Below are 23,113 nucleotides of genomic sequence, written 5' to 3' on the forward strand. Positions count from 1 at the left end.
GTGGCCACCAAGGTCCTGCTCGTCACGGCGTCGTACGAGGTCCGGGATCACCTGGGGCACGTGCTCTCCGAGTCCGACGGCTTCGAGCTGGCCGCCTCGGTCCCCGACAGCCCCGGCGTCATGACCGCGCTGGACCGCCATCCCGACGTCGGGCTCATCGTGATCGACGAGGCCGCCGACGACGGCCGTGGCCACGCCCTGACCCGGAGCGTCGGCATGGCGGTCCCCCTGATCGGCATCGTCATGGTCGTCGAGGCGCACAACCCGGCCGAGATGAGCACCGCGATGGCCGCCGCCATGGACGTCGGTGCCCGCTCGGTGATCGCCCGCAACGCCGGACTGGAGGAGGTGCTCAGCCGGTTCGAGGCCGTGGCGGCGTGGTCGGCCGTGGCACAGGCCGCCGTCTCGGCGGAACGCAGCGGCGGGCGCAGCGGACGGGTCGTCGCCGTGGCCGGCGCCAAGGGCGGTGTGGGTACCTCGGTGCTGGCCCTTCTGCTGGCCCGCGCCGGCCGCACCGGCGACACCACGCTCGTCGACCTCGACGTCGGCGCCGGTGACCTCACCGCGTACTCCGGGGTGCGAACCCGCCGCTCGATCGTCGACCTGGCCGGGGTGGAGGGCGAGATCACCGGGCGCATGCTCCGGGAGACGACGTACGAGGTGCCGGGCGGCATCCGGTTGCTCCCCGCACCTGCCGACGGGGAACGGGGGGAGGAGATCACGGCGGCCGCCGTCCGGTCGGTCCTCTCGGGCCTCCGCTTCGAGTCGGACCTCGCGGTGCTCGACGTCGGGACACATCTCGACGAGGCACGAGCCACCGCCCTCGAGTTCGCCGACCGCGTGCTGCTCGTCAGCACCCCCGACCTTCCCTCCCTGCGGTCCGCACGTCGCGCCCTCGCGCAGTGGGAACGTCTGGCCATCCGGCAGTCGGCGTCGGTGGAGCTCGTGCTCAACCGTCGTACCCCGAAGGACGAGATCACGCCGCAGCTCGCCGAACGCATCGTGGAACGTCCGGTCGCGTTCACCGTGCCCGACGGCGGCGCCCCGTTCGCCGCGGCGATCAACACCGCGACGCTGCTGGAGTCCCCGACACCGGTGCACAAGGCCGTCGCGGAGGTGGGCGCGGCCGCGATCCGTGAGGAGGCAGGTGCCACCCCGTCGGACACGCCGGACGGACCGACGGAGGTGGAGACCCTCGTGGCCGCCTCGTCCCGGCGGGCGGGTCGCCGCGACCGCAAGACCGGGGAGCGGGCGGAGCCGGCCGAAAAGGGACGCAAGGACCGCCCGGCCACCCGCTCCGGTGCACGGGACGCCGGCCAGGCGACGGTCGAGATGCCTGTCTTCATCACCATCGCGCTCCTGACGATCCTGCTGTGCGTGCAGGGCATCGGCTGGGCCTCCGGCCTGCTGGCTGCTCGCGCCGCCGCACAGGAGGGCGCCCGGACCGTCGGCGTCGCCGGCTACCCCGAGGGCGACGCGGGCGCCGACGAGCGCGTCGCCCAGGTGGAGCGGCGAGTCCGGGACGACGTGCGGGACCGCCTGCCCGACGCCATGCGGGACACGGTCCGTGACTCCGACATCACGATCTCGTCCGACGAGGTGAGCGTGCGGGTCACCGTCCGGACCATCCTTCCCGGCGTGGACCTGTCCGCGTCCTCGACCGCCCCTGTGTACTCGGAGCGCTGAGATGACTGTCCTCACCCCAGAACGTGATGCCGTGGACCCGGCGGGCCCACGAGCCCGGCCCCTGGACGGCGCCGGAAGGCCGGCGCGGCAGTGGCCCGCCACCGAAGACCGGGGCCAGGCGGCGGTCGAGCTCGTCGGCGTCGTGTTCGTCGTCCTGCTGGTGGCACTGCTCGCGATCCAGGGCATCACCGTCGCCCAGACGGCGTCGATCACCCAGGAGGCCGCCCGGAACGGCGCCCGCGCCCTGAGCCAGGGCGGCGACTGGCTCTCCGTGGTCGAGAACCAGATCCCGGACGGCCTGCGGCTCGAGGACGCGGAGGCGGCGACCGACGACGGCACCGCCCGCGTCCGGGTGACCGTGTCCGCACCGTTGGGCCTGGGCGAGATGACGGTCACCGACGTCGCCCTCACCCGTTCGGCCGAGTTCCCGATGGAGGGATGACATGGCCCTTCGCGACCGGCTTGCCGCTGACGAACGCCACGACGACGACAACGATCTCGCCAAGGTCTACCGCGAGCGCCTGCTCGAGGAGATCGATGTCGACGAGCTCTCCCGCCTTGCTCCGTCGCAGCGGCGGGTCCGCCTCGAGCGGGTGCTGTCGCGCATGTTGTCGGTCGACGGTCCGGTGCTGTCGGCCCGTGAACGCAGCGCGCTGGTGCAGCGGATCGTCGACGACGCGCTGGGGCTGGGTGTGCTGGAGCCGCTGCTGGCGGACGAGTCCATCACGGAGATCATGGTGAACGGGCCGCAGGACGTGTTCGTCGAGCGGTACGGGAAGGTGGAGCGGGTGCCGACGCGGTTCCCGTCGTCGGACCAGCTGTATCAGACGATCGACCGCATCGTGTCGCAGGTGAACCGTCGCGTGGACGAGTCCTCTCCGATGGTGGACGCCCGTCTGCCGAGCGGTGAGCGCGTGAACGTCATCATCCCGCCGTTGGCGCTGGACGGTCCGACGCTGACGATCCGGCGGTTCCCGACGCCGTTCCGGATGAGCGAGCTGGTGGACCGGGGAACGCTCGACCGGCGGACGGCGGCGTTGCTCGGTGCGTGCGTGCGTGCACGGCTCAACATGGTGGTCTCGGGTGGTACGGGCTCGGGGAAGACGACGTTCCTGAACGCGCTGTCGGGCATGATCCCGGAGCACGAGCGCATCGTGACGATCGAGGACGCCGCGGAGCTGTCCCTGCAGCAGGGGCATGTGGTGCGGCTGGAGAGCCGCCCGGCGAACGTGGAGGGACGCGGTGCGGTCGTCATCCGTGACCTGGTGCGCAACGCCCTGCGAATGCGGCCGGACCGGATCATCGTCGGGGAGGTCCGGGGCGGTGAGACGCTCGACATGCTCCAGGCGATGAACACCGGTCATGACGGCTCGATCGCGACGGTGCACGCCAACACCGCGCAGGACGCGCTGGGGCGTCTGGAGACGCTCGCGTCGATGAGCGAGGTGGAGCTTCCGGTGTCGACGCTGCGCGACCAGATCAACTCGGCGATCGACGTGATCGTGCATCTGGAGCGCTCGCAGGACGGCTCGCGCCGGGTGACGGAGGTGCAGGCCGTGACGTCGCGGCGCCGGGAGGACTACGCGCTGACGCCGCTGGTCGAGTTCGTTCCCGATCCGCTCGGCCCGGATCGTGTGGTGACGGGCAGCTTCGTCCCGTCACAGCCGCCGGGTGAACTGGTCGAACGGCTGCGTCGCGCCGGTGAGACCGTGCAGGGAGGTGACCCGCGATGATCCTGCTTCTCGTGGCGGCGGGTCTGGTCGTGACGTTGCTGATGGCGGCCGCGACCGTAGCGACTCTCGCGAACAACGCGGAGATCGAGCGGCGGATCGTGGAGTCGGCCGAACTGGACGGCAAGCAGCGTGTCGGTGTGTTCGTCCGCCTCGACGAGCGCCTGCACCGGCTCCGGTGGGGGCAGCGGCTCGAGGCACTGCTCGCCGGTTCCGGCCTGCCGACCTGGTCGCCCTCGATGTTCCTCACCGCGACTGCCACCGCGTCCCTCGCCGCCGGGCTGGTCGTCCTCCCGTTGTTCGGCCGGGCGACGGCGGCGCTGGCGATGCTGATCGTCGTGGTGGCGGTACGGAGCTGGCTGGAGCGGCGTCGCAAGCAGCGTGTGGACCGCTTCGTGGCGCAGCTGCCCGAACTCGCACGGCTGCTCGCGAACGGTGCGTCGGCAGGTCTGGCGGTGCGGCGCTCGCTGGAGATGACGGCCGAGGAGATGGCGGAGCCCGCGAGGTCCGAGGTGGCGCAGGTGAGCGCGGAGATGGCGCTGGGCCGTTCCTTGCAGCAGGCGCTCGGCGCCCTGAGCGACCGTCTTCCGTCGCGCGAGTTGTCGGTCCTGGTGCAGACGCTTTCCATCCAGGGGCGTGCGGGCGGGGCGCTGGTGACCGCGTTGTCGGGGATCGGGAGCACGTTGGAGGAGCGGCGGCGGCTTCGTCGTGAGGTCGCCACGTCCACGCTCGGTGCGCAGGTCTCCGGGTACACGGTGATCTTCCTGGCGTTCGGTGCGGTCGCGCTGATGAACGTGTTCAGCCCGGGCGTCGTCGACGAGATGCTCACCAACCTGATCGGCCAGGTGGTGCTGCTGATCGCGACCAGCCTGTTCGTGCTGGGCTACGTACTGGTCCGCCGCCTGGCGAAGGTGGAGGTGTGACGAAGGGCGCAGTGGACGGTGCGAGCCGAGGAACGAGGCACGCGCCGGGAACGAAGTCCGAGGAGTACCGACCTGGAGGAGGGGAGGTGTGACGTGTTCGGCTTGTTGATCGCGTGTGCCGCCGCCGGGGTGGCGGTCCTGGGGATGACCGGCTACCGCCTGGTGACCAGTACCGGCCTGGAGGATGTCGAGGCGGAGTACGCGCCCGAGGAGGTGAAGCGGGCGCGGGGGTTCGCCGCGCTGCTCGACGTGCTGGGCGCGCCGCTGCAACGCACCGCCGTGCGGCTGCGTGGCCGCGCACGCCTCCAGCGGCTGGACACCCTGCTGCGCCGTGCGGGCCGCCCCGACGGCGTCACGCTGACGATGTTCGTACGCCGGGAGGCCGCACTCGTCCTGCTGGGCGTCGCCTTCTGCCTGCTCTTCGCGTTGCAGGGGTTCTGGCAGGTCGGCCTGGTGCTGCTCGTGGCGCTGAGCACCTGGATGAGGCTGTGGCTGCAGCTGGAGGCCGGCAAGCGCCAGCAGCAGATCGACCAGGAGCTGCCCGACTTCCTCGATGTGCTCGCCGTGACCGTCACCGCCGGTCTGGGCTTCCGCCAGGCGCTGGAACGGGTGTGCGAGTTCCACGGCGGTGCCCTGGCGGCGGAGATGCGCACCGCCCTGCGGGAGATGAACATGGGGTCGGCCCGGCGTCAGGTCTTCGAGGCGCTGCGGGAACGCAACAAGTCCCGTGCCGTCGGCACGTTCGTGACGGCCCTCCTCCAGGCCGAGGAGCTGGGTGTGCCACTGGCGGAGGCGCTCACCTCGATCGCCTCCGACGTGCGCCGCGAGCACGCGGAGAACGTCCGCCAGCGAGCCGCCCGGGCGACGCCGATGGTCTCGCTCGCGGTCACCGTGACGATCCTGCCCGGAGCGCTGATCCTCATCGTCTCCGCGGTCCTCATCGCCAACGCGGGGGTGCTCGGTGGGCTCTTCTGAGCGGTCGTCCCCGGGCCGCGGGCCGCGGCGCGGGATGGACGTGACAACGCAGCGCGCGATCGGGCCGGTCGTGCGCCTGCTGTGCCAGGTGCGGCTCGTGGTCCTCGCGTTCTCGCTCGTCCTGGCGACGCTCAACGGCACCGGCTGGCCGGGTGTGGCCCTCGTGGTGCTCGCTGCGCCGTTCTCCTTCGTCCCTGCCCTCAACTGGGAGACCCGCGGCCGGGTCTACGCCCGGAACGGCATCCTGCTCGCGTGCGACATCGTCGTCGCGGTCGTCGCGCTCATCCCGCTCGCGGGTTCGCCCCTCATGGCCGTGTACGCGGCCGCGACCGCCGCGCTCTGGGGCCTCTTCGCAGGTCTGCGGCTGGGTCTCGTCATGGCTGTTCCGCTCTGCCTGTTCCAGCTGACGGCATACGAGCCGTCCTGGCAGGGATTCGTCACCGGGATCGCCGGTGCCGCCCTCACGACCGTGATGACGTGGACGGGCACCATGCTCGGGCGCCGGCTGCGGAAGCAGGCGGTTCTCTCGGCGGAGCTGGCCGCCACTCGTGAGCACCAGGCCGTGCTGGCCGAGCGGCTGCGCCTCGCCCGCGACCTGCACGACACCGTCGCCGGGGATCTGGCGGGACTCTCCCTGACCACCCGCGGGCTCGCCGACCGCCTGCAGCGGGAGGGGGCGGCGCCGGGCACCGTCGAGGTCGCCCGGCACCTGAGCGACGCCGTCCAGGCCGCACACCGGCACACCCGCAGCGCTCTGGGAGAGCTCCGCGACGACTCCCACGGTGTCACCGGCCCCGTCACCGACCTCACTCGGCGCTGGACCGACCGCACCGGTGTCCCGGCCCACGTCACCGTACGCGCGGGCACGGACGAGATCATCGGCCCGGCACGGGCACGCCACATCCGGGCGATCGTCACCGAGCTCCTGGAGAACATCCGCAAGCACGCCGCCGCCTCGCGGGTGGAGGTCGTGGTGACCACGAACGGGCCGGCGGCCGAGGTCCTGGTCACGGACGACGGTCGTGGCCTCCCCGACGACGTGCCGGCGACGAGCGGCTACGGGCTCCGCGGCATCCGCGAGCGGGCCGCGTTGTGCGGGGGCGACGTGATCTGGGCGCCCGCGCCCGACGGCGGGACGGCCGTGCGCGTGTTCCTGCCCGCCGAACCGGACGAACCGGCCGACGAACCGGACGGCGTGTCCGACGTCGTCCCCCATCGAACGCCGCGGCTGCCCGACGCCCGCCGTGGCCGGACCGCGGAGGTGGCCTGATGCGAATCCTCGCCGTGGACGACAACCCGATCATCCGGATGGGCCTGAGAACCCTGCTGGAAGGCACCGAGGGGGTCACGTCGGTGATCGACACCGGCGACCCCGAGGAGGCCGTGGCCCATGTGCTGGCCGGCTGGGTCGACGTCGTCCTCCTGGACGTACGGATGCCCGCGATGAGCGGGCTGGAACTCCTGCCCCGCCTGGCGGGCGGGGCGACCGTGGTGATGCTGACACACACCGACGACCCGGCGACCGTGTCCGAGGCCATCGCCGCCGGGGCGTCCGGGTACCTCGTGCACGGGGCGCTCGAACCTCGCGCCATGGTGGACGCGATGCGGCTGTGCCGGGGTGGGAGCCAGGTGGTCTCCGGCGTCGCCGTCGGCGCTCCCCCGGCCGGCCACCACCCGCCCGCCGGTCCGGACCCGGCGGTACGTGCGCTGCTCTCCCCGCGGGAGGCGGAGGTGATGGACCTGGTCGCCGACGGCCTGTCGAACCGGGAGGTGGCGCGGCAGCTGTTCGTCTCGGAGAAGACCGTGAAGAACCACGTCAACAGCCTGTTCGCGAAGCTCGGCGTGACGACGCGGAGCCAGGCCATCGTGATGTGGCTCCGGCAGGGCCACGGCCCCGCTGCCGATGGGCCCGAAGGCCCAGGCAGGACAGGCCCTGACTTGGGACCTCGCACCCTGGGAACGAGCCCCGTCCGTCCATAGATTCGTCACCGTGCTGCGGCGCAGTCCCGCAGCAGGAACGAGAACCGCACACGTGGAGGACGTCATGAACATGCTCACGCAGAAGGTCGTCGCCGCCCAGGTGGCGCTCAAGGCTCACGCCGACCGCCTCACCAGCCGCGCGAACGACGACGAGGCCGGCCAGGGGACCGTCGAGTATGTCGGCGCCATCCTGCTGGTCGTGGCCATCGTCGGCGTCGTCGTCGCCGCGAGCAACGACGTCGGCAAGGCGATCGTCACCCAGCTCACCAACGCCGTGAACGACATCGGCGGCGAGGGCGGCGGGGAGTAACACCCGCTTCGGACAAACTACGGAGGAAGTCGATGCGTCGGACCGCACTCACCATGCTCACCGTCACCGTGGTGGGCCTGTCGGCAGGCTGCGGGATCCTCGGCCCCGAGGAACCCGTCCCCGACGGAGGGGCGTCGTCCGGCACCTCGGCCACGGCGACCCCGTCCGAAGGCTCCGCGCCTTCGGACGGGGTCGCTGCCGTGGGCACGCTGGACAGGTCCTGGGTCTCCGGTACACAGGTGCGCTTCGACGTGTACCCGATCGAGACCGACGGTGAGCACGCGCTCCTGAGGTACGACTTCACCGCGACGCCCGACGACCCGTCGGAGGCCCAGCTCTGGTCCACGCTCGCCCTGAGCCTCGGCGGCCTCGGCAACACCACCACCGACGGCCGCGGGGTTCGCCTGTTCGACACCGACGCAGGCCTCGTCCACCCGGCCGGCGAGAACGCCGGCGGTCCCGCGTCCACGATCGAGCGCGTCCGCGAGGAGACCGACGCGGAGACCGGCATCCTGCGTGGCGAGGCCACGACCGTCTTCGCGGCGCCCCGGGGAGCCACGGTCGACGTGCTGATCCCCCGGTTCGGCGCCGTCCTCGACGTACCCGTGGTCGACGCCGGCGACGACTTCGACGACGCCCTCGACCGGGTCGGCGGCGCACCCGACACCGAGACACGAGAGCTTCGCGCCTTCACCCGTTCGTACGACGAGGAGTCCGTGACCTCCGCCGAGGAGGACCAGGTGACCGTCACCCTCGCGTCCGACGTCCTCTTCGCCTCCGACCGGCACACGCTGTCGAAGAAGGCCCGGGGAGTCGTGGACGGGGCCGCCCGCTCCATCCAGGAGCAGGCCGACGGCGGCGAGGTGCACGTCGTCGGGCACACCGACGACGTCGACTCCGACTCCTACAACCAGTCGCTGTCCGAGCGGCGCGCGGCATCGGTCGCCGACAGGCTGAGAGCCCAGCTCGGCGGCGGGTACACCGTCAGCGAGGAGGGGCGGGGCGAGTCCCAGCCGATCGCGGAGGGAACGAGCGACACGGCACGCGCGGCGAACCGCCGCGTCGAGATCGAGTTCCAGGGCCATCTCGTGGTGGAGAACGACGACGCCGGCACCGACATCCCCGACACCGACGCCCCCACGGTCGAGAACGAGCCCGTCGAGATCAGCACGAAGGCCGGCGACTACACGATCGAGGTCGACGCGATGGTGCGCCGGCCGGGAGCGATCGTCGGAACCCTCACGGCGACACGGACCGGCGGCGACGCCGTCGACCCCGCCTGGTTCCTTCCCTCCTATCTCAAGCTGGTGGGAGACCGGAACTTCGGGACGCTCGCCGAGTCCGCCGGCCCACACAACCTCGCGCTGCTCGGCACCGCCGAACGCGTCCTCCCGTTCGACTACAAGGCATACCGGACACCGACCGGATTCCAGATGCGCCGGCTCCTGGGGGACGAGGACGTCACCACCCTCGGCGACGGCGACACCACCACGATCACCCTGGTCTGGCCCGACACCGGCCAGGACACCGTGACCGTCGACGCCCCGGACCGGTTCCGGATCACCGGCGTACCGGTGACCGACGGGACAGGAGACTGAGATGACGCACGGACGCGAGCGCTCCCCCGCCGCCGAGCCGGCCTCGCCCGTCACGCAGGGCATGGAACGCACCGACGACGGCGAACGCGGATCCCTCCACGTCATGACCATCCCGACCGCGGTCGCCTTCGTGACGGGTGCCGTCCTGGTCATCGCGATGGTCGGGTCCGCCACCGACGACCGCCGCGCGACCGGCACGGCCGCCGACGCCGCGGCGCTCGCGGCGGCGCAGGAATGGGACGACCACCTGGGGATCCTGAGCGGGCTGCACCTCGGCGCGCTCGACTTCCTCTCGTTCTGGGGCATCCTCGACGCGCCGCTGCTCACGGAGGACGTCCGGGGGGAGATGTACCAGGCGGCCGAGGAGTACGCCGAACGCAACGGCGCCGAGCTGACCGATCTCCACATCGACGCGGCGAACCTGCGGGTCACGGCGCAGGTGCGGCACGAGGACGAGATCCCCGTCGCGGAGGTGCGCTCGGAGGCGTCGGCGACGGCGCAGATCCGGCTGACCGGCGGCCTGTGCCTGGGCGAGACCGGCCTGGGCTGGCGGATCGACGGCGACTGCGCGACCGAGCCGCAGGAGGGTGACGGCGACGGCGACCTCCCGGAACTCGGGGACGTGCCCGACGACCGCGGGGAGATGAGCCGGTATCTGGCCGCGAAGTACGCCAGGGACCACCCGGACAAGAACATCATCGTCGTCCACGAGGACATCGGCGTCGACTTCGGCTCCGACGTGCAAGGGCTGGAGCGGCTCGCGGCGGAGGGCGACTTCGACGTGTTCGCCCTCGACGAGGGCACGGTCACCCGCAGGGGCGACGGCGGATACATCAACTGGGCCTTCTACGGCCGCTTCGAGAGGGACGACAACGTGGTGCGGTTCATGCCGCGCGGCGACGACGCGCTGACGCTCCCCGAGGTGGCCGGGTTCGGCAGTGAGGTCGTCCTGGTCGACTGAGGCCGGGCGCACATCGCGCGGCACGTCCGCGCGGACCCCAAGAACTGGGTGGTCGGAAGGGTTGATGAGGGTCCCCTTCCGGCCACCCATTGCTCCCCGAGGGCCGCCGCGAACCGTAGCCCGGAACGGCCGTCACGACCGGTATGTCAGCCGGCGCAGGAGAACCTCCGCCGGCCCGGGGCGGCCCCGGTTCTCCTGCCCGACGGCGAACAGCACGGTGAGCCCCCACACCGCGACGGCGTACAGGAACATGGTGAACGACGTCAGGTGCTGCCCCAGTCCGAACCCCCACGCGGCGAGCACCGGTGCGCACAACACCGACTGCAGCAGGTAGCAGGTCAGTGACCGCCTGCCCACCGCCTGGAGCGCCCCGGCCACGAGCCCGTCGGCGGCGAGTACGCCACCGGCCCGGGCCGCGCGCGATGCCGGCCGTCCGGCCGTGAGCAGGCGTGACCGTCGTCGCGTGACGGCATGTCCCGCCAGCCCCCACAACGCGACGTACCCCAGACCGCCGAAGAACCCGGTGAGCAGCTGCACGAAGAGGAAGAAGCCCTCGGCGTGCGAGGGAACGCCCAGCACGCCGACATGGTCCAGGGCGTTCGGCAGGCCGCCGAGCACACCGAGGGGGACGCAGACCGCCGCGACACGGCGCAGCAACGGCAGGTGGTCGCCCGGGTTCTCGAGGACGCGGCGGCGGCCGGCCCAGAAGGCGAGCAGGATCATCATCGGCACCACCAGGTCCGCGACGCCCTGGCCGAGCGTGGTGTACACCCACTGGCCGAGCCGGTCGGGGACGGAGGCCAGGTACGAGGTCAGGGAGATCGACGGATCGACGAAGGAGCCGGTGTCCGGTGCCGCCCCGGCCGTCCGGGTCCGGGCCGCGACGTACGAGCCGGCGGCGGAGACGGCCGTGCCGAGCAGGAGCAGTCCGAGCAGAGCGGCGGTCCACGCGAGGAGCGTCCCGTCCGCGCGCCGGAAGAACATCCACACGAGCAGGAGCCCGGCCACACCGTACGCACCGAGCACGTCACCCATCCAGAGCAGGGCCGCGTGCGCGAACCCGAGGGCGAGGAGCCAGAGGTTCCGCACCTGCAGCAGGCGCCGGGCCCTGGCCGGCGACGTGCCGGCCGCGACCTGCCGCGAGTACAGCTGCACCATCCCGTAGCCGAACAGGAACGCGAACATCGGGTAGACCCGCATGTCGACCGCCGCGATCAGCACGGCATCGGTCGCCTTGTCGAGCCAGGAGCCGTCGACCGGTCGGCCGCTGCCCACGGCGTGCTCGCGACCCCACAGGTACCAGACGGTGTTCGCCATGGCGATCAGCAACAGCATGCAGCCGCGGGCGAGGTCCGGAGCGGGTGAACGCTCGGAGACACGCACGGGTCCCCGGGTCAGCGTCGTCGACACCGAGAACTCACTCCTCGCCACGCTTCGACCGGGATGTCCGTACGCAGGCGCTGCGTGGCGGCGCGTGCGGTGCCGAGGCTGACCACCGGTCCACCCTAGGGAACGACCCGCTCGCTCACGACGGCCCTCCGACCCACCTCGCACTGGGCCCTCGGGCCCAGCGGCCGGGAAGCCATGGGCCCAGGTCACAGTGGGTCCGCAGTAGGTCTCTGGCCTGTCGCAGCGACATCGCGCCCCTCCCTAGGTTGGGGTGCGTGTCCCGTCGCGAATCCCTCCCGCCGCTCTCGGTGCGTCGCCGCCCGCGCCCGTACGATCCGGAGGCCGGGCAGGGTCTGACCGAGTACGTCGGCATCGTCGGCATCGTCCTCCTGGTCGTCATTCTGGTCGTCGGTCTGGCGACACCCGTCGGAGCCGACATCGGCCGGCAGCTCGTGTGCGCGGTGCAGTCGATCGGCAGCTCCGACGGTTTCCAGGAGTGCGTGGCGGCGGGCGACGGGCCCGACGGGGAGAACGATCCGGGCGACGGCGGCGACGGTCCCGGCAACGACGACGACTCCGACGACGGCCCGTGCGAGGGGACGATCACGACGGACGTCGTGGAGATCGACATCGACACCGACAACGACGGTGAGAAGGAGCGGAAGACCCCCGCGGTGATCCAGATCGGCTGCGTCTGGTATCCGGTGCCGTGGAGTTGCGTCGACGAGGGCGGGGATGCTCTGTTCGGCGACGAGGAGACGGTCTACCAGCGCGAGGAGCTCGAGGAGCTCGCCAACTGCGTCACCAATGGCTGGGGCGACCCGAGCGACGATCCCGATGACGAGAGCTGCAAGAAGACCAAGCCGTCGAGCGAGGAGGTCAGCCTCGATCCGCCGAAGGTCCGGATCGGCTGCACGTGGCGCCCCATCCCCGAGGAGGTGTGCGACGGCGCGTGGGAGGCGTACAAGAACGCCGAGCCCGGACGCGAGCGAGCCGCGGCGGCAGGGCCCCTCAACCAGTGCGTCCGCACCGCCTACGACAACATGGAGCCGGACTGCTACATCGAGATCAACACCCACACCGAGACGGAGACGACGTCGTTCCTCTTCTTCCGGTTCAGCTCGACAGAGGCCGTGCTGATCGAGAAGCTCGGCGACGGCCGCGTCCGGGTGCACATTCTGGAGGGCTCCGGCTTCGGCGGTGGCATCTCCGCCGACAACCTCTTCGGCTCACCGATCTCGTTCGGCGTGGCCGCGATCGAGGGCGTCACGAACGACACGACCTACGAGTTCGTGAACATGGAGGACGCCCAGCGGTGGATCGACTGGAAGGAGGAGTACGACAAGGTCTACAGGTCGTCGCCGAGCTGCTCGGGTGCGATGCAGCAGTGGGCCGGGGGCTGCCTGGACGACGGCGGTCGAGCGGACAAGCTCGAAGAACTGGAGGGGCAGGAGCCCGACCACCACGTCGTCCACGACGCCAACCAGCACACGAAGACCGTCACGTTCAACGGCGGGCTCGACGGTGCCGTCGGGGGCCTCGGCGGAAGCGTCGAGGGCGGTTACGAAGGTGAGGTGGTTGTCGAGGACCGGCTCTGGGACAACGGCCTCTACGAGGTCAGCTACACGTCGACCGACGTCGGCGGATTCCTCATCGGTGGAATGCTCGGCGGCGGCAAGTCCTTCGGCAAGGGAGGCAAGAGCGGGGGCGGTTCGATCGAGGGAAGCGCCAAGGTCGGCGGCGAGTGGAAGGGGTCGACCAAGACGACGGTGTACTGGGGCGAGGACGGCGACGATCCCGACGACCGCGGCGACCTCGTACAGATCTACATCACCATCGACGACCAAGCTCTCAGGACCCTGTACCAGGCCGGCATCGACATCGAGGCCGAGCTTCCGTACGGGTTCACGATCGGCGGCGGCTACAGCAAGAACGAGCAGGAAGGCAAGTCCTCGGTCCAGGAGTTCATCATCGACTTCAACCAGTACCCGGACCTGCGGGAGAAGTTCGAGCCGATCGTCGACAAGCTCTTCCCCCGCGACACCAACGGCAGGCTGAAGAAGGACGACATCGAGATCGAACCGTCCGACCAGAATCCGGGCGGCGACTTCCGGGACGCGCTGGAGAAGTACGGCAACGTCCGCGAGCTCACCTACGACGACTCGAAGACCACCGAGTCCGGCGAGTTCGGGATCGGCTGGCAGGGCATCGACCTGTTCAAGAACGAGTGGATCACCTCCGACGAGGTGCGGACCCTCAACAGCTCCACGTTCGAGATCACCGACGTCGACGGCAACAGGGTTGTCATCGACCCTGCGCCACGGTGCGCGCACGAGAGGTTCGAGCCGGACGACGACTACTACACCAACGGCAAGGACAAGACGGGGGCCGGCGGAGACTGGGACAACCCGCGCTACACCGAGGACGACGGCGGGCCCTACCCGGGCACCGGCTTCGACGGCGACGCGCCGGGCGACCGCGGCGAGAAGAGCAAGTCCCTGGCCGCCGAGTACGCCAAGGCGTTCCCGGACAAGAACATCATCGTCGTGCACGAGGACATCGGCCTCGAGTTCGGCCCGGACGTCAAGGGAAAGCAGCACCTCGCGACGGTGGGTGACTTCCGCGTGGTCGGCATCGACTCCGGCACCGTCACCCGCAAGGGCGACGGCGGCTACATCAACTGGGCGTTCTACGGCATCTTCGACCGGCCCGGCGAAGACAACGTGGTGCACTTCAAGCCGATCACCGAGGACGAGGAACGCGACGAGAGGTTCCTGGACGAGTAGCCAGGCCGTGCCCCGCGGCCACGGCGACCCGAGCCCGGCCTGGGTCCGCGGGCCCAGCGCCCAGAGGCCGTAGACCCAGGTCATGGTGGGTCCCTGGTCGGTCGCACCGGCGCCCTCCGGCTCCGTAGGTTGGAGCGCGTGTCTTGTCGTGTCCCTCCCGGCCTCCCGCTGCTGTCGGTCCGTCGCCGGCCGCGTCCGCGCGATCCCGAGGCAGGGCAGGGCCTGACCGAGTACGTCGGTGTCGTCGGTGTCGTTCTCCTGGTCGTCATCGTGGTCGTCGGCCTGGCGACACCCGTGGGAGCGGACGTCGGCCGGCAGCTCGTGTGCGCGGTCCAGTCGATCGGTGATCCGGACGGGCACGAGGAGTGCGTGGACGGGGCCGGAGACGGGGAGGACGATCCCGGCGGCGACGGGCCCGGCTCCGATGACGAGGGCGACGGGCCGGACGGGCCGTGCGAGGAGACGATCACGACCGACGTCGTCGAGATCGAGCTCGACGGGGAGGACGAGGCGAAGACCCCGGCGGTGATCCAGATCGACTGCGTCTGGTACCCGGTGCCGGAGAGCTGCGTCGACGACGACGTCCGCGACCTGTTCGGCGACGAGGAGACGGCCTACCAGCGGGAAGAACTGGAAGAGCTCGCCGGCTGCATCACCAGGGGCTGGGGCGACCCGAGCGACGACCCGGACGACGAGAGCTGCAACAGGACCAAGCCGTCCAGCGAGGACGTGAGCCTGGACCCACCGAAGGTCCGGATCGGCTGCAAGTGGCTCCCCGTGCCGGAGGACGTGTGCGACGCGGAGTGGGAGGCGTACACGAACGCCGAGCCGGGACGGGACCGGGCGGGAGCCGCGGGAATCCTCGACAAGTGCGTCACCGAGGCGTACGACAACATGGAGCCGGACTGCTACATCCAGATCAACACGCACATGGAGGAGAAGAGCAGCCAGTTCCTCTTCTTCAGGTTCAGCTCCTCCGAGGGTGTGATGATCGAGGAGCTCGGTGACGGACGGGTGCGCGTCCACATGCTGACGGGCGACAGCCTCGGGTTCGGCGCCTCGGCCGACGAGATCTTCAACTCACCGATTTCCTTCGGCGTCTCGGCGCTGGAGGGAGACGTGCAGGACACCACCTACGAGTTCGTCAACCGGCAGGACGCCCAGGACTGGATCGACTGGAAGGAACAGGAGTCCGGCATGGAGCGCAAGCGGGACTCCGCGTGCAGCACCAGGATGGGCGCCGGCTGCCACCAGGCGAACGAGGACTACGACGAGTTCATCGAGGACGAGCCGGACCACCACATCGTCACCGAGGCCGACTCCGAGACGAAGAAGGTCACCTTCAACGGCGGCATCACGCTCAACGGCGACAACGGCAACGGCCCGCTCAGCGGCGGCATCGAGGGCGGCTACGAGGGCGAGGTGATGGTCGAGGACCGCATGTGGGACAACGGCCTGTACGAGGTGAGCTACACCTCGACCGACATCGGCGGGTTCCTCATCGGCGGAGCCCTCGGCGGCGGGAAGTCCTTCGGGAAGGGCAACAAGTCGGGCGGCGGCAGCGGCGGCGCGAACGCGGGCGCCGGAGGGGAGTGGAAGGGCTCCACGAAGACGACCGTGTACTTCGGCAACGAGGACGAGGACGGCGACGGGCTCGGCGACATCGTGCAGATGTACATCACCATCGACCAGCAGGCCCTGCAGACCCTCTACCAGGCCGGCGTCGACGTCGAGGCGGAACTCCCGTACGGGTTCACCGTCGGCGGCGGCGGCTCCCACTCGGAGAAGGAGGGGAACTCGACGGTCCAGGAGTTCATCCTCGACTTCAACCAGTACCCCGAGCTGCGCGAGACGTTCGCCCCGATGGTCGACGAACTGTTCCCGCGCGACGAGACCGGGGAGCTCGAGAAGGGCGACATCGAGATCCACGAGAAGGACTCGGTGGACGACGACATCGAGAACGCACTCGCGGACCACGGAAACGTCCGGGAGCTCACGTACGAGGACACGAAGGTCGAGGACTTCGGCGAGGTGAACATCGGCTGGCAGGGGATCGACCTGTTCAGCAGCGAGTGGATCACCGTGGACGAGGAGCGGGTCCTGAAGGAGTCCTCCTTCGAGATCACCGACGTTAACGGCGACAGGCAGGTCGTGAAGCCCGCCCCGCGCTGCAAGCACGAGGAATTCGTGCCGGACGACGACTACTACACCAACGGCAAGCAGAAGACGGGTGCCGGGGGCGACGAGGGCAACCCGGTGTACGACGAGGACGACGGCGACGGCCCGTACCCGGGCACGGACTTCGACGGTGACGTACCCGGCGAGCGCGGAGACATCAGCAAGTCCCTCGTGACGGAGTACCGCAAGGCGTTCCCGGACAAGAACATCATCGTCTACCACCGGGACATCGACCTGGAGTTCGCACCCGACGTGAAGGGCAGGGAATACCTGGCCGAGGTGGAGAACTTCTACGTGGTCGCCCTCGACTCGGGCAAGGTGACCCGCAAGGGCGACGGCGGCTACATCAACTGGTCCTTCGACGGCAACTACAGCCGGCCGGGCGACGGGAACGTGGTCCGGTTCGAGCCGATCCACGAGGAGGAGGATCGCGACGAGACGTTCCTGGACGAGTAGCCGGGCAACTCGAGATCGGATGACACCGTGATGAAGTCGAAAGGATCGTTCATGTCCCCACTCCCGTTCCGCCGCACCGCGGCGACCGCGGTGACCGCCGTCGCGCTCCTGCTCGCCGGTTGCACCGGCCAGCCCGACCAGGAGGACGACGACGCGGCGCCGCCGGCCGCGGCGGACACGGTCACGCTCGTCACGCACGACTCCTTCACCCTGGGCGACGACGTCCTCGAACGGTTCGAGCAGGAGTCCGGGCTCACCGTCGAGGTGAAGACCGTGGGCGACGCCGGTGCGCTCGCGGACCAGCTCGTGCCGCCGGCGGAGACGCCACCCGGGGACGTCGTGCTCGGCGTGGACAACACGTTCATGTCGCGCGTGGTGGACGCGGGCGCGACCGAGGTCAACTACCTGTGGCAGGTCGGCGAGGCGGACGTCTGCGTCAATGCGGACAAGGCGTGGTTCACCGAGCAGCACCTCCCGGTGCCCCGGACGCTCGACGACCTGATCGATCCCCCCTACCAGGGACTGCTCGTGGTGCCCGATCCGGCGTCCTCGTCGGTAGGGCTCGCGTTTCTGCTTGCCGCGGTCGACGAGTACGGCGACACGGGGGTCGGGGACTACTGGACCGGCCTGCGGGCGAACGACGTCGAGATCGCCGGCTCCTGGGACGAGGCCTACGGATCCGGCTTCACCGGCGCAGGAGGCGGCGGTGACCGTCCGCTCGTCGTGTCGTACTCGACGTCACCGGCGGACACGGTGGAGGACGACGGCGAGCCCGTCACGACAGCCCTGCCGGAGACCTGCTTCCGGCACGAGGAGTACGCCGGCCTGCTGGCCGGCGCGCCGAACCGGGAGGGCGGCAAGGAGCTCCTGTGGTACCTGACGTCGGACGCGGTCCAGCGGGACCTCCCGGCGTCGATGTCCCTGTACCCGGCGGACGAGGACGCGAGGCTGCCGGCCGCGTGGGCGGAGCACGCGCCCCGGGTGGAGGACCCGCACGAGCTCGACCCCGAGGACATCGCGGAGAACCGCGAGGCATGGATCGAGGCGTGGGCGGCGACCACGAGCGAGTGAGCCCCCAGGCCCGAGGGCGAACGGCGGGACGGCCCCGCGCACACCATGTGCTCCGGCAGGGCCCGTGCGGCCCGGTGAGGGGAAGGGCCCGCTACACCGTGCGGTTGGCCACCGCGGCGGCGAACTCCGTGAGTGCGTCCTTCACCGGGCCCTCCGGGAGCGGGGCCAGCTCGTCGGCCGCCTCCTGCGCCCAGGTGCGCGCCAGCTCGCGCGTCTCCGCGAGGACCTCGTGCTCCCGCAGCCGCCGCACGACGTCGGCCAGTGCCCGGTCGGAGGACAGGTCACCCTCCAGGTCGGCGAGCAGCGCCGCGTCGGCCGTCGTACCGGGCCCCGGTGCGGCCGGCACGGCCGGTGCGTCGTCCTCGCGTCCGCCGACGGCCGGGTCACCGGGTCCGGGGGTCCGGCCGTCGCCGTCCGCGAGGCCCTGGGCGTCCGCGACGCGCTTGCGCAGCAGGAGCGCCGGCATCGTCGGCACGTGCTCACGCAGGTCCGTGCCGGGGGTCTTGCCCGAGACCGAACCGTCGGACGCGATGTCGAGCACGTCGTCGGCCAACTGGAACGCGACGCCCACCTTCTCGCCGTACGCGGCCACGGCCTCGACCTGCTCGGTGGGCGCGCCGCCGAACATCGCACCCAGCCGGGCCGACGTCGCCAGGAGGCTGGCCGTCTTGTCGCTGAGCACCTTCAGGTAGTGCGAGACCGCGTCCTCGCCCTTGTCGGGACCGGTGGTCTCGTGCAGCTGGCCGAGGCACATCCGCTCGAACGTCCGGGACTGGATGAGCACGGCCTCCGGCCCGAGCTCGGCGACCAGCTGTGACGCACGGGCGAACAGCATGTCGCCCACGAGGATCGCCACCGAGTTGCCCCACACCGAGTGCACCGACGGGGCGCCGCGCCGCACGGGAGCGGAGTCCATGACGTCGTCGTGGTACAGGGAGGCGACCTGCGTCAGCTCGACGACGATCGCCGCGTCGATCAGTTCACTGCGCGTCCCGTCGCCCAGCTCGCCGCACAGGAGCGTGAGCAGCGGGCGGAACCGCTTGCCTCCCGCGTCGACGAGGTGCCGCGAGACGTCGTCGGCCAGTGCGTCGGCCTGGGAGACGGCGGCGTCGAGGGCGCGGTCCACCTCCGTGAGCCGGTCGGCGAGCCGGTTCGCGAGCTCGGTGTCCTGCACGGGAAAGCCCAGCGCCGGGGCGGCCGCGGCGGAATCGTGCAGGGCTGCCGCCGCGGCGTCGGTCTCGTGGGGTGCAGAAGTCACGGGACGAACTTACTTCGTACCGGCCCGGTTCGGTGAACCGACCCATCGCACGACCGACGTGGCCTCAGCCACACCCGACGCGCCTCCCGCCCGGCGCCGACCACGACACCCTGGTGGGTGGGAACGCGGCCGGCGCTCGGGACGGCGTGGCCGCGCGGGCGGGAGGGCGACGGGCGGGCGGGGGCCGGACGGATCATGGGACGTAGCGGGTGGCTTGCTCGGCCAGGTCGAGGAGCAGCGAGGGGAACAGGCCGAGCACGAGCGTGGCCGCGGCACACAGGGCGATCGCCACGGCGGCCGGTCCCCGCGAGCCGACGACGACGGCATCGCTCGCGGGCGTTTCGGCCGCCTCCTCGTGCTCCTCCCCGAAGACGGTGAGGGTGGCGAGGCCACCTTCCGGTGCGGTGGCTTCCACCGCACCGCTCCCACGGGAGTCGTCGGCCGGGATCGGCGCCTTCCCGGCGACGCCACCGGTGGAGGCGACGTCCTCGGCAGGCTCCAGGTCCTGGGCGTTCTCGGTGCCCTCGGTGGCGGTCGTGTCCCCGCCGGCCGCGACCTCGGCGGCCGTGTCCGCGTTGCTCGGGGTCATCACCATGACGACGATGACCCGGACGTAGAACGCCACCGCGACCACGGAGGCCAGCACGCCCACGACGGCGAGCCACCAGTACCCGGCGGAGACGGCGGCCGAGAACACACCGAACTTCGCCACGAACCCCGCCGTGAGCGGGATACCGGCCATCGACAGCAGGAACAGCGCGAACGCGGCGGTGAGCCACGGGGCGCGGCGTCCCAGCCCGCGCCAGGCGGCCAGGTCGGTGGCCTCGCCGAGGACGACGCCGTCGGCCGACCGCTCGCGCACCAGCGTGACGACGCCGAACGCTCCGACGGTCGCCACCCCGTAGGCCACCAGGTAGAAGAGGATGCCCTGGATGACCTCGCCCGCGTAGGAGTTGCCCTCGACCGTCTGGGTGACGGAGACGACGGCGCCGCCGTCCACCAGTGTCGCGAACCCGACCACGCCCGTGACGAGGAACCCGGCGTGCGCGATCGAGGAGTAGGCGAGCAGGCGCTTCACGTCGGTCTGCACGGCGCCCACCACGGTGCCGACCGCCATGGTCAGCACGGCGATGACAACCACCGCCAACTGCAGCTGCTCGATCACCTGGGGCGGCATGCCAAAGCTCGCCCGCCACAGCACCTGAACCAGTGCCACCACGGCGGCGGCCTTGGTGGCCGCGGCCATGAAGCCGGTGATCGGCGTGGGCGCCCCGGTGTAGACGTCGGGGGTCCAGGCGTGGAACGGCACGGCGCCGACCTTGAACAGCAGGCCCACCACGACGAGCACGACGCCGGCCAGGTAGAGCGTGGACATTCCCTCGGGAAGACCGCCGGTCTGGGCGACCTGCTGCGCCGCGGTGGAGATGTCGGCGAGCCGCACGCCCACCGGCCGGTCGCCGACCGGGCCCGGCCCGGTCTGCTGCGACAGCATCCCCAGCACCGTCCCGCCGAACCCGTAGATCAGCGCCACGCCGAAGATGAACAGCGCGGAGGCGAACGCCCCCAGGAGGAAGTACTTCGCCGCGGCCTCCTGCGACAGGAGCCGGCGCCGGCGCGCGGTCGCGCACAGCACGTAGAGCGGGAGCGACAGCACCTCGAGCGCGATGAACATGACGATGAGGTCATCCGTCGAGGCGAACAGCATCATGCCGCCCGCCGCGAAGAGCAGCAGCGGGTAGATCTCGGTCTGCCGCAGCCTGGCCTCGCGGGCGAGGTCCTCGTAGTGCGTCCCGGGAACCGCGGCGGCGGTCGGGGCGAAGGCGTCCTCACCGGTCGACGTGCGGTCGGCCACCACGAGCACACCGAGGAACGCGAGGACCACGACGATGCCCTGCGCCCCGAGCGCGAACGGGGTGAGGAACAGCGTGCCGCCGAGCACCTCCGGGTTGAGCGCGGCCTCCTGGTCGACCGCTCCGGTCAGGGTCTGCTGGAGCCTCACCCACAGCACGCCGACGGCGGCCAGCGCCCCGGCGAGTGCCACGAGGGTGAGCACGATCTGCGTCGTACGGCGGGCACGGTCCGGCACGAACGCCTCGACCAGCACGCCGATGACGCCGGTGCCCAGCACGATCAGGAGCGGCGCGAGTGCGGCCCACTCGATCTCGGGACCCGCGAACGCGGTGATATCAACCATCACTCATTCCCTTCCGCGGAGGCGCCGGTGTCGTCCGCACCCGCGGCGCCGTCGTCGGCCCCGCCGTCGGCCACGGCCTCGATGGCGGCGACCGCCTCGGTGGCCGGCGCGTCCACGTAGTCGAGCGCGAGCTGCGGCACGAGGCCGAGCACGAGCAGCCCGAGGACCAGCGGCGCGGCGACGAGCCGTTCGCGCCGGCCGATGTCGGGCATCCGGTCCAGCCCCTCGGCGACATCGCCGGTGAACATCTTCTGGTAGGTGAGCAGGATGTAGAGCGCGGCGAGCACGACGCCCGGCACGGCCGCCAGCGTCCACCCGGGCGCGTCGCCGAAGGCCCCGACGAGCACCATGATCTCCGAGGCGAACGTCGCCAGTCCGGGCAGCGACAGTGTCGCGAGCCCGGCCACGAGGAACGTCCCGGCGAGTACCGGCGTGACCGTACGAAGCCCGCTGTAGTCGCTGATGACCTGCGACTTCTCGGGGTGCCGCGCGATCAGGAAGCCCGCGGTGAGGAACAGCGCGCCGGTCGCCAGCCCGTGGTTGAGCATCATGAACGCCGAGCCGGCCGTGCCGAGCTCGGTGAACGTGAAGATGCCCAGGATGATGAAGCCGAAGTGGCTCACCGACGTCCAGCCCACCAGGCGCAGCAGGTCGGTCTGGCCGATCGCCGCGATCGCGCCGTACAGCACGGACACCACCGCGAGGCCGATCACCAGAGGCGCGGCCCAGCGGGACGCCTCCGGGAACAGCGGCAGGCAGAGGGTCAGCATCCCGAAGGTACCGATCTTGTCCAGCACGCAGATCAGCAGGGTCGACGTGCCGGGCGTCGCGTTGCCGGCGACGTCCGGCAGCCACGTGTGCACCGGCACCATCGGCGCCTTGATCGCGAAGGCGATGAAGAACCCGGCGAACATCAGCCGGCCGGCGACCGTGTCGAGCTCGAGCCCGGTGAGGTTGGCGGTGAGGAAGGCGTCCTCCGGGCGCAGGCCGGTTTCCGGGTCCACCGGCACCTGGAAGTACAGCGCGATCACCGCGGCCAGCATGATGAGGCCGCCGGCGAGCGAGAACATCAGGAACCGCACGGCGGCACGGCGCCGCCGCGGGCCCTGCCCGAAACCGCCGATGAGGAAGTACGCCGGGATCAGGACCGCCTCGAACAGCACGTAGAAGAGGAACACGTCGCGCGCCGCGAAGACCGCCACCATGAGGGCCTCGAGGATCAGCACGAGCGCCGTGTACCGGCGCAGGTGCAGGCCGTTGTCGCCCTGCTCGCGCCAGGCCGCGGCCAGCACGAGCGGCACCAGCACGACCGCCAGCGCGATCAGCAGAAGGCTCACGCCGTCGACCCCGAGCGCGTACGAGGCGCCGATCTGGGGGATCCACGCGTAGGTCTCCGAGAGCTGGTACTCGGCGGCGGTCGCCGTGTCGAACTCGACGAACGCGCCGATCAGCAGGAGCACCTCGACGAGCGCGGCGCCGAGCGCCGTCGTCTTGGCCAGGGTCGCGCCGCCGGCGCTGCCGCGCCGTGTCCGCACGAGCCCGGGTAGCCACACGGCAGCGGCGGCGACCAGCGGGAACACGACGAGCGTGGTCAGCCAGGGAAAGGTCATCTCGATGT

Annotated in this window: 17 protein-coding genes; 13 read left to right on the forward strand and 4 right to left on the reverse strand. The window is 71.0% G+C overall.

The window, feature by feature from the left end; translation table 11 throughout:
• From J0911_RS06880 to J0911_RS06925, 10 genes are all read left to right on the forward strand, one after another.
• Window positions 1-1,686: a P-loop NTPase family protein gene (locus J0911_RS06880; protein WP_207274691.1), complete on the forward strand. Its 1,686-nt coding sequence runs from the start codon at window positions 1-3 to the stop codon at window positions 1,684-1,686.
• Between the two features lies 1 nt (window position 1,687).
• The gene (locus J0911_RS06885) at window positions 1,688-2,128 is read left to right on the forward strand and encodes a TadE/TadG family type IV pilus assembly protein (RefSeq protein ID WP_207274692.1); all 441 of its coding nucleotides are present in this window, start codon (window positions 1,688-1,690) and stop codon (window positions 2,126-2,128) included.
• A 1-nt stretch (window position 2,129) separates the two neighbouring features.
• Complete coding sequence (locus J0911_RS06890) at window positions 2,130-3,419, forward strand: TadA family conjugal transfer-associated ATPase (RefSeq protein WP_207274693.1); 1,290 nt, start codon at window positions 2,130-2,132, stop codon at window positions 3,417-3,419.
• Window positions 3,416-4,339 carry a type II secretion system F family protein gene (locus J0911_RS06895; RefSeq protein WP_207274694.1) on the forward strand — a complete coding sequence of 308 codons (924 nt, stop codon included), beginning with the start codon at window positions 3,416-3,418 and terminating at the stop codon, window positions 4,337-4,339. The genes J0911_RS06890 and J0911_RS06895 overlap by 4 nt, the downstream gene beginning before the upstream one ends.
• Window positions 4,340-4,432: 93 nt before the next feature.
• Window positions 4,433-5,314, forward strand: a complete 882-nt coding sequence (locus J0911_RS06900) for a type II secretion system F family protein (protein WP_207274695.1) — start codon at window positions 4,433-4,435, stop codon at window positions 5,312-5,314.
• 40 nt (window positions 5,315-5,354) lie between these two features.
• A complete protein-coding gene (locus J0911_RS21025) occupies window positions 5,355-6,584 on the forward strand; it encodes a sensor histidine kinase (protein ID WP_207274696.1) in 1,230 nt (409 codons plus the stop codon).
• On the forward strand, window positions 6,584-7,294 hold the full coding sequence (locus J0911_RS06910; protein ID WP_207274697.1) for a response regulator transcription factor: 711 nt from the start codon (window positions 6,584-6,586) through the stop codon (window positions 7,292-7,294). The genes J0911_RS21025 and J0911_RS06910 overlap by 1 nt, the downstream gene beginning before the upstream one ends.
• Before the next feature lie 64 nt (window positions 7,295-7,358).
• A complete protein-coding gene (locus J0911_RS06915; RefSeq protein ID WP_207274698.1) occupies window positions 7,359-7,604 on the forward strand; it encodes a hypothetical protein in 246 nt (81 codons plus the stop codon).
• A gap of 32 nt (window positions 7,605-7,636) precedes the next feature.
• A complete protein-coding gene (locus J0911_RS06920) occupies window positions 7,637-9,202 on the forward strand; it encodes an OmpA family protein (protein ID WP_207274699.1) in 1,566 nt (521 codons plus the stop codon).
• A 1-nt stretch (window position 9,203) separates the two neighbouring features.
• Window positions 9,204-10,163, forward strand: coding sequence for a hypothetical protein (locus J0911_RS06925; protein WP_207274700.1), 960 nt, complete (start codon window positions 9,204-9,206; stop codon window positions 10,161-10,163).
• A gap of 132 nt (window positions 10,164-10,295) precedes the next feature.
• Here J0911_RS06925 and J0911_RS06930 read toward each other — a convergent pair whose 3' ends face one another.
• Window positions 10,296-11,573: a DUF418 domain-containing protein gene (locus J0911_RS06930; protein WP_307864954.1), complete on the reverse strand. Its 1,278-nt coding sequence runs from the start codon at window positions 11,571-11,573 to the stop codon at window positions 10,296-10,298.
• A gap of 254 nt (window positions 11,574-11,827) precedes the next feature.
• On the opposite strand from J0911_RS06930, the gene J0911_RS06935 reads away from it, so the two are divergent.
• From J0911_RS06935 to J0911_RS06945, 3 genes are all read left to right on the forward strand, one after another.
• Complete coding sequence (locus tag J0911_RS06935) at window positions 11,828-14,338, forward strand: hypothetical protein (RefSeq protein ID WP_207274701.1); 2,511 nt, start codon at window positions 11,828-11,830, stop codon at window positions 14,336-14,338.
• Window positions 14,339-14,476: 138 nt separating this feature from the next.
• Window positions 14,477-16,972: a hypothetical protein gene (locus J0911_RS06940; protein WP_207274702.1), complete on the forward strand. Its 2,496-nt coding sequence runs from the start codon at window positions 14,477-14,479 to the stop codon at window positions 16,970-16,972.
• A 51-nt stretch (window positions 16,973-17,023) separates the two neighbouring features.
• Window positions 17,024-18,043, forward strand: a complete 1,020-nt coding sequence (locus J0911_RS06945) for a thiamine ABC transporter substrate-binding protein (RefSeq protein WP_207274703.1) — start codon at window positions 17,024-17,026, stop codon at window positions 18,041-18,043.
• 91 nt (window positions 18,044-18,134) lie between these two features.
• Here J0911_RS06945 and J0911_RS06950 read toward each other — a convergent pair whose 3' ends face one another.
• The 3 genes from J0911_RS06950 to J0911_RS06960 all read right to left on the reverse strand — a co-directional run bounded on the left by J0911_RS06950 (window position 18,135) and on the right by J0911_RS06960 (window position 23,105).
• Entirely contained in the window at window positions 18,135-19,301 is a 1,167-nt protein-coding gene (locus J0911_RS06950) for a polyprenyl synthetase family protein (RefSeq protein WP_207274704.1), read from the reverse strand.
• Window positions 19,302-19,494: 193 nt separating this feature from the next.
• Complete coding sequence (nuoN, locus tag J0911_RS06955; protein ID WP_207274705.1) at window positions 19,495-21,495, reverse strand: NADH-quinone oxidoreductase subunit NuoN; 2,001 nt, start codon at window positions 21,493-21,495, stop codon at window positions 19,495-19,497.
• Entirely contained in the window at window positions 21,495-23,105 is a 1,611-nt protein-coding gene (locus tag J0911_RS06960) for an NADH-quinone oxidoreductase subunit M (RefSeq protein WP_207274706.1), read from the reverse strand. Before J0911_RS06960 ends, nuoN begins: the two co-directional genes overlap by 1 nt.
• Window positions 23,106-23,113 lie beyond the last annotated feature (8 nt).

It is taken from the genome of Myceligenerans salitolerans (assembly GCF_017349295.1).
Classification (GTDB): Bacteria; Actinomycetota; Actinomycetes; order Actinomycetales; family Cellulomonadaceae; genus Myceligenerans; species Myceligenerans salitolerans.

Excerpts from the sequence above, each read along its gene's own strand:
- J0911_RS06885 (WP_207274692.1), top strand. The coding sequence starts at position 1,688 with ATGACTGTCCTCACCCCAGAACGTGATGCCGTGGACCCGGCGGGCCCA.
- J0911_RS06890 (WP_207274693.1), top strand. The coding sequence starts at position 2,130 with ATGGCCCTTCGCGACCGGCTTGCCGCTGACGAACGCCACGACGACGAC.
- J0911_RS06895 (WP_207274694.1), top strand. The coding sequence starts at position 3,416 with ATGATCCTGCTTCTCGTGGCGGCGGGTCTGGTCGTGACGTTGCTGATG.
- J0911_RS06910 (WP_207274697.1), top strand. The coding sequence starts at position 6,584 with ATGCGAATCCTCGCCGTGGACGACAACCCGATCATCCGGATGGGCCTG.
- J0911_RS06915 (WP_207274698.1), top strand. The coding sequence starts at position 7,359 with ATGAACATGCTCACGCAGAAGGTCGTCGCCGCCCAGGTGGCGCTCAAG.
- J0911_RS06920 (WP_207274699.1), top strand. The coding sequence starts at position 7,637 with ATGCGTCGGACCGCACTCACCATGCTCACCGTCACCGTGGTGGGCCTG.
- J0911_RS06925 (WP_207274700.1), top strand. The coding sequence starts at position 9,204 with ATGACGCACGGACGCGAGCGCTCCCCCGCCGCCGAGCCGGCCTCGCCC.
- J0911_RS06945 (WP_207274703.1), top strand. The coding sequence starts at position 17,024 with ATGTCCCCACTCCCGTTCCGCCGCACCGCGGCGACCGCGGTGACCGCC.
- nuoN (WP_207274705.1), bottom strand. The coding sequence starts at position 21,495 with ATGGTTGATATCACCGCGTTCGCGGGTCCCGAGATCGAGTGGGCCGCA.
- J0911_RS06960 (WP_207274706.1), bottom strand. The coding sequence starts at position 23,105 with ATGACCTTTCCCTGGCTGACCACGCTCGTCGTGTTCCCGCTGGTCGCC.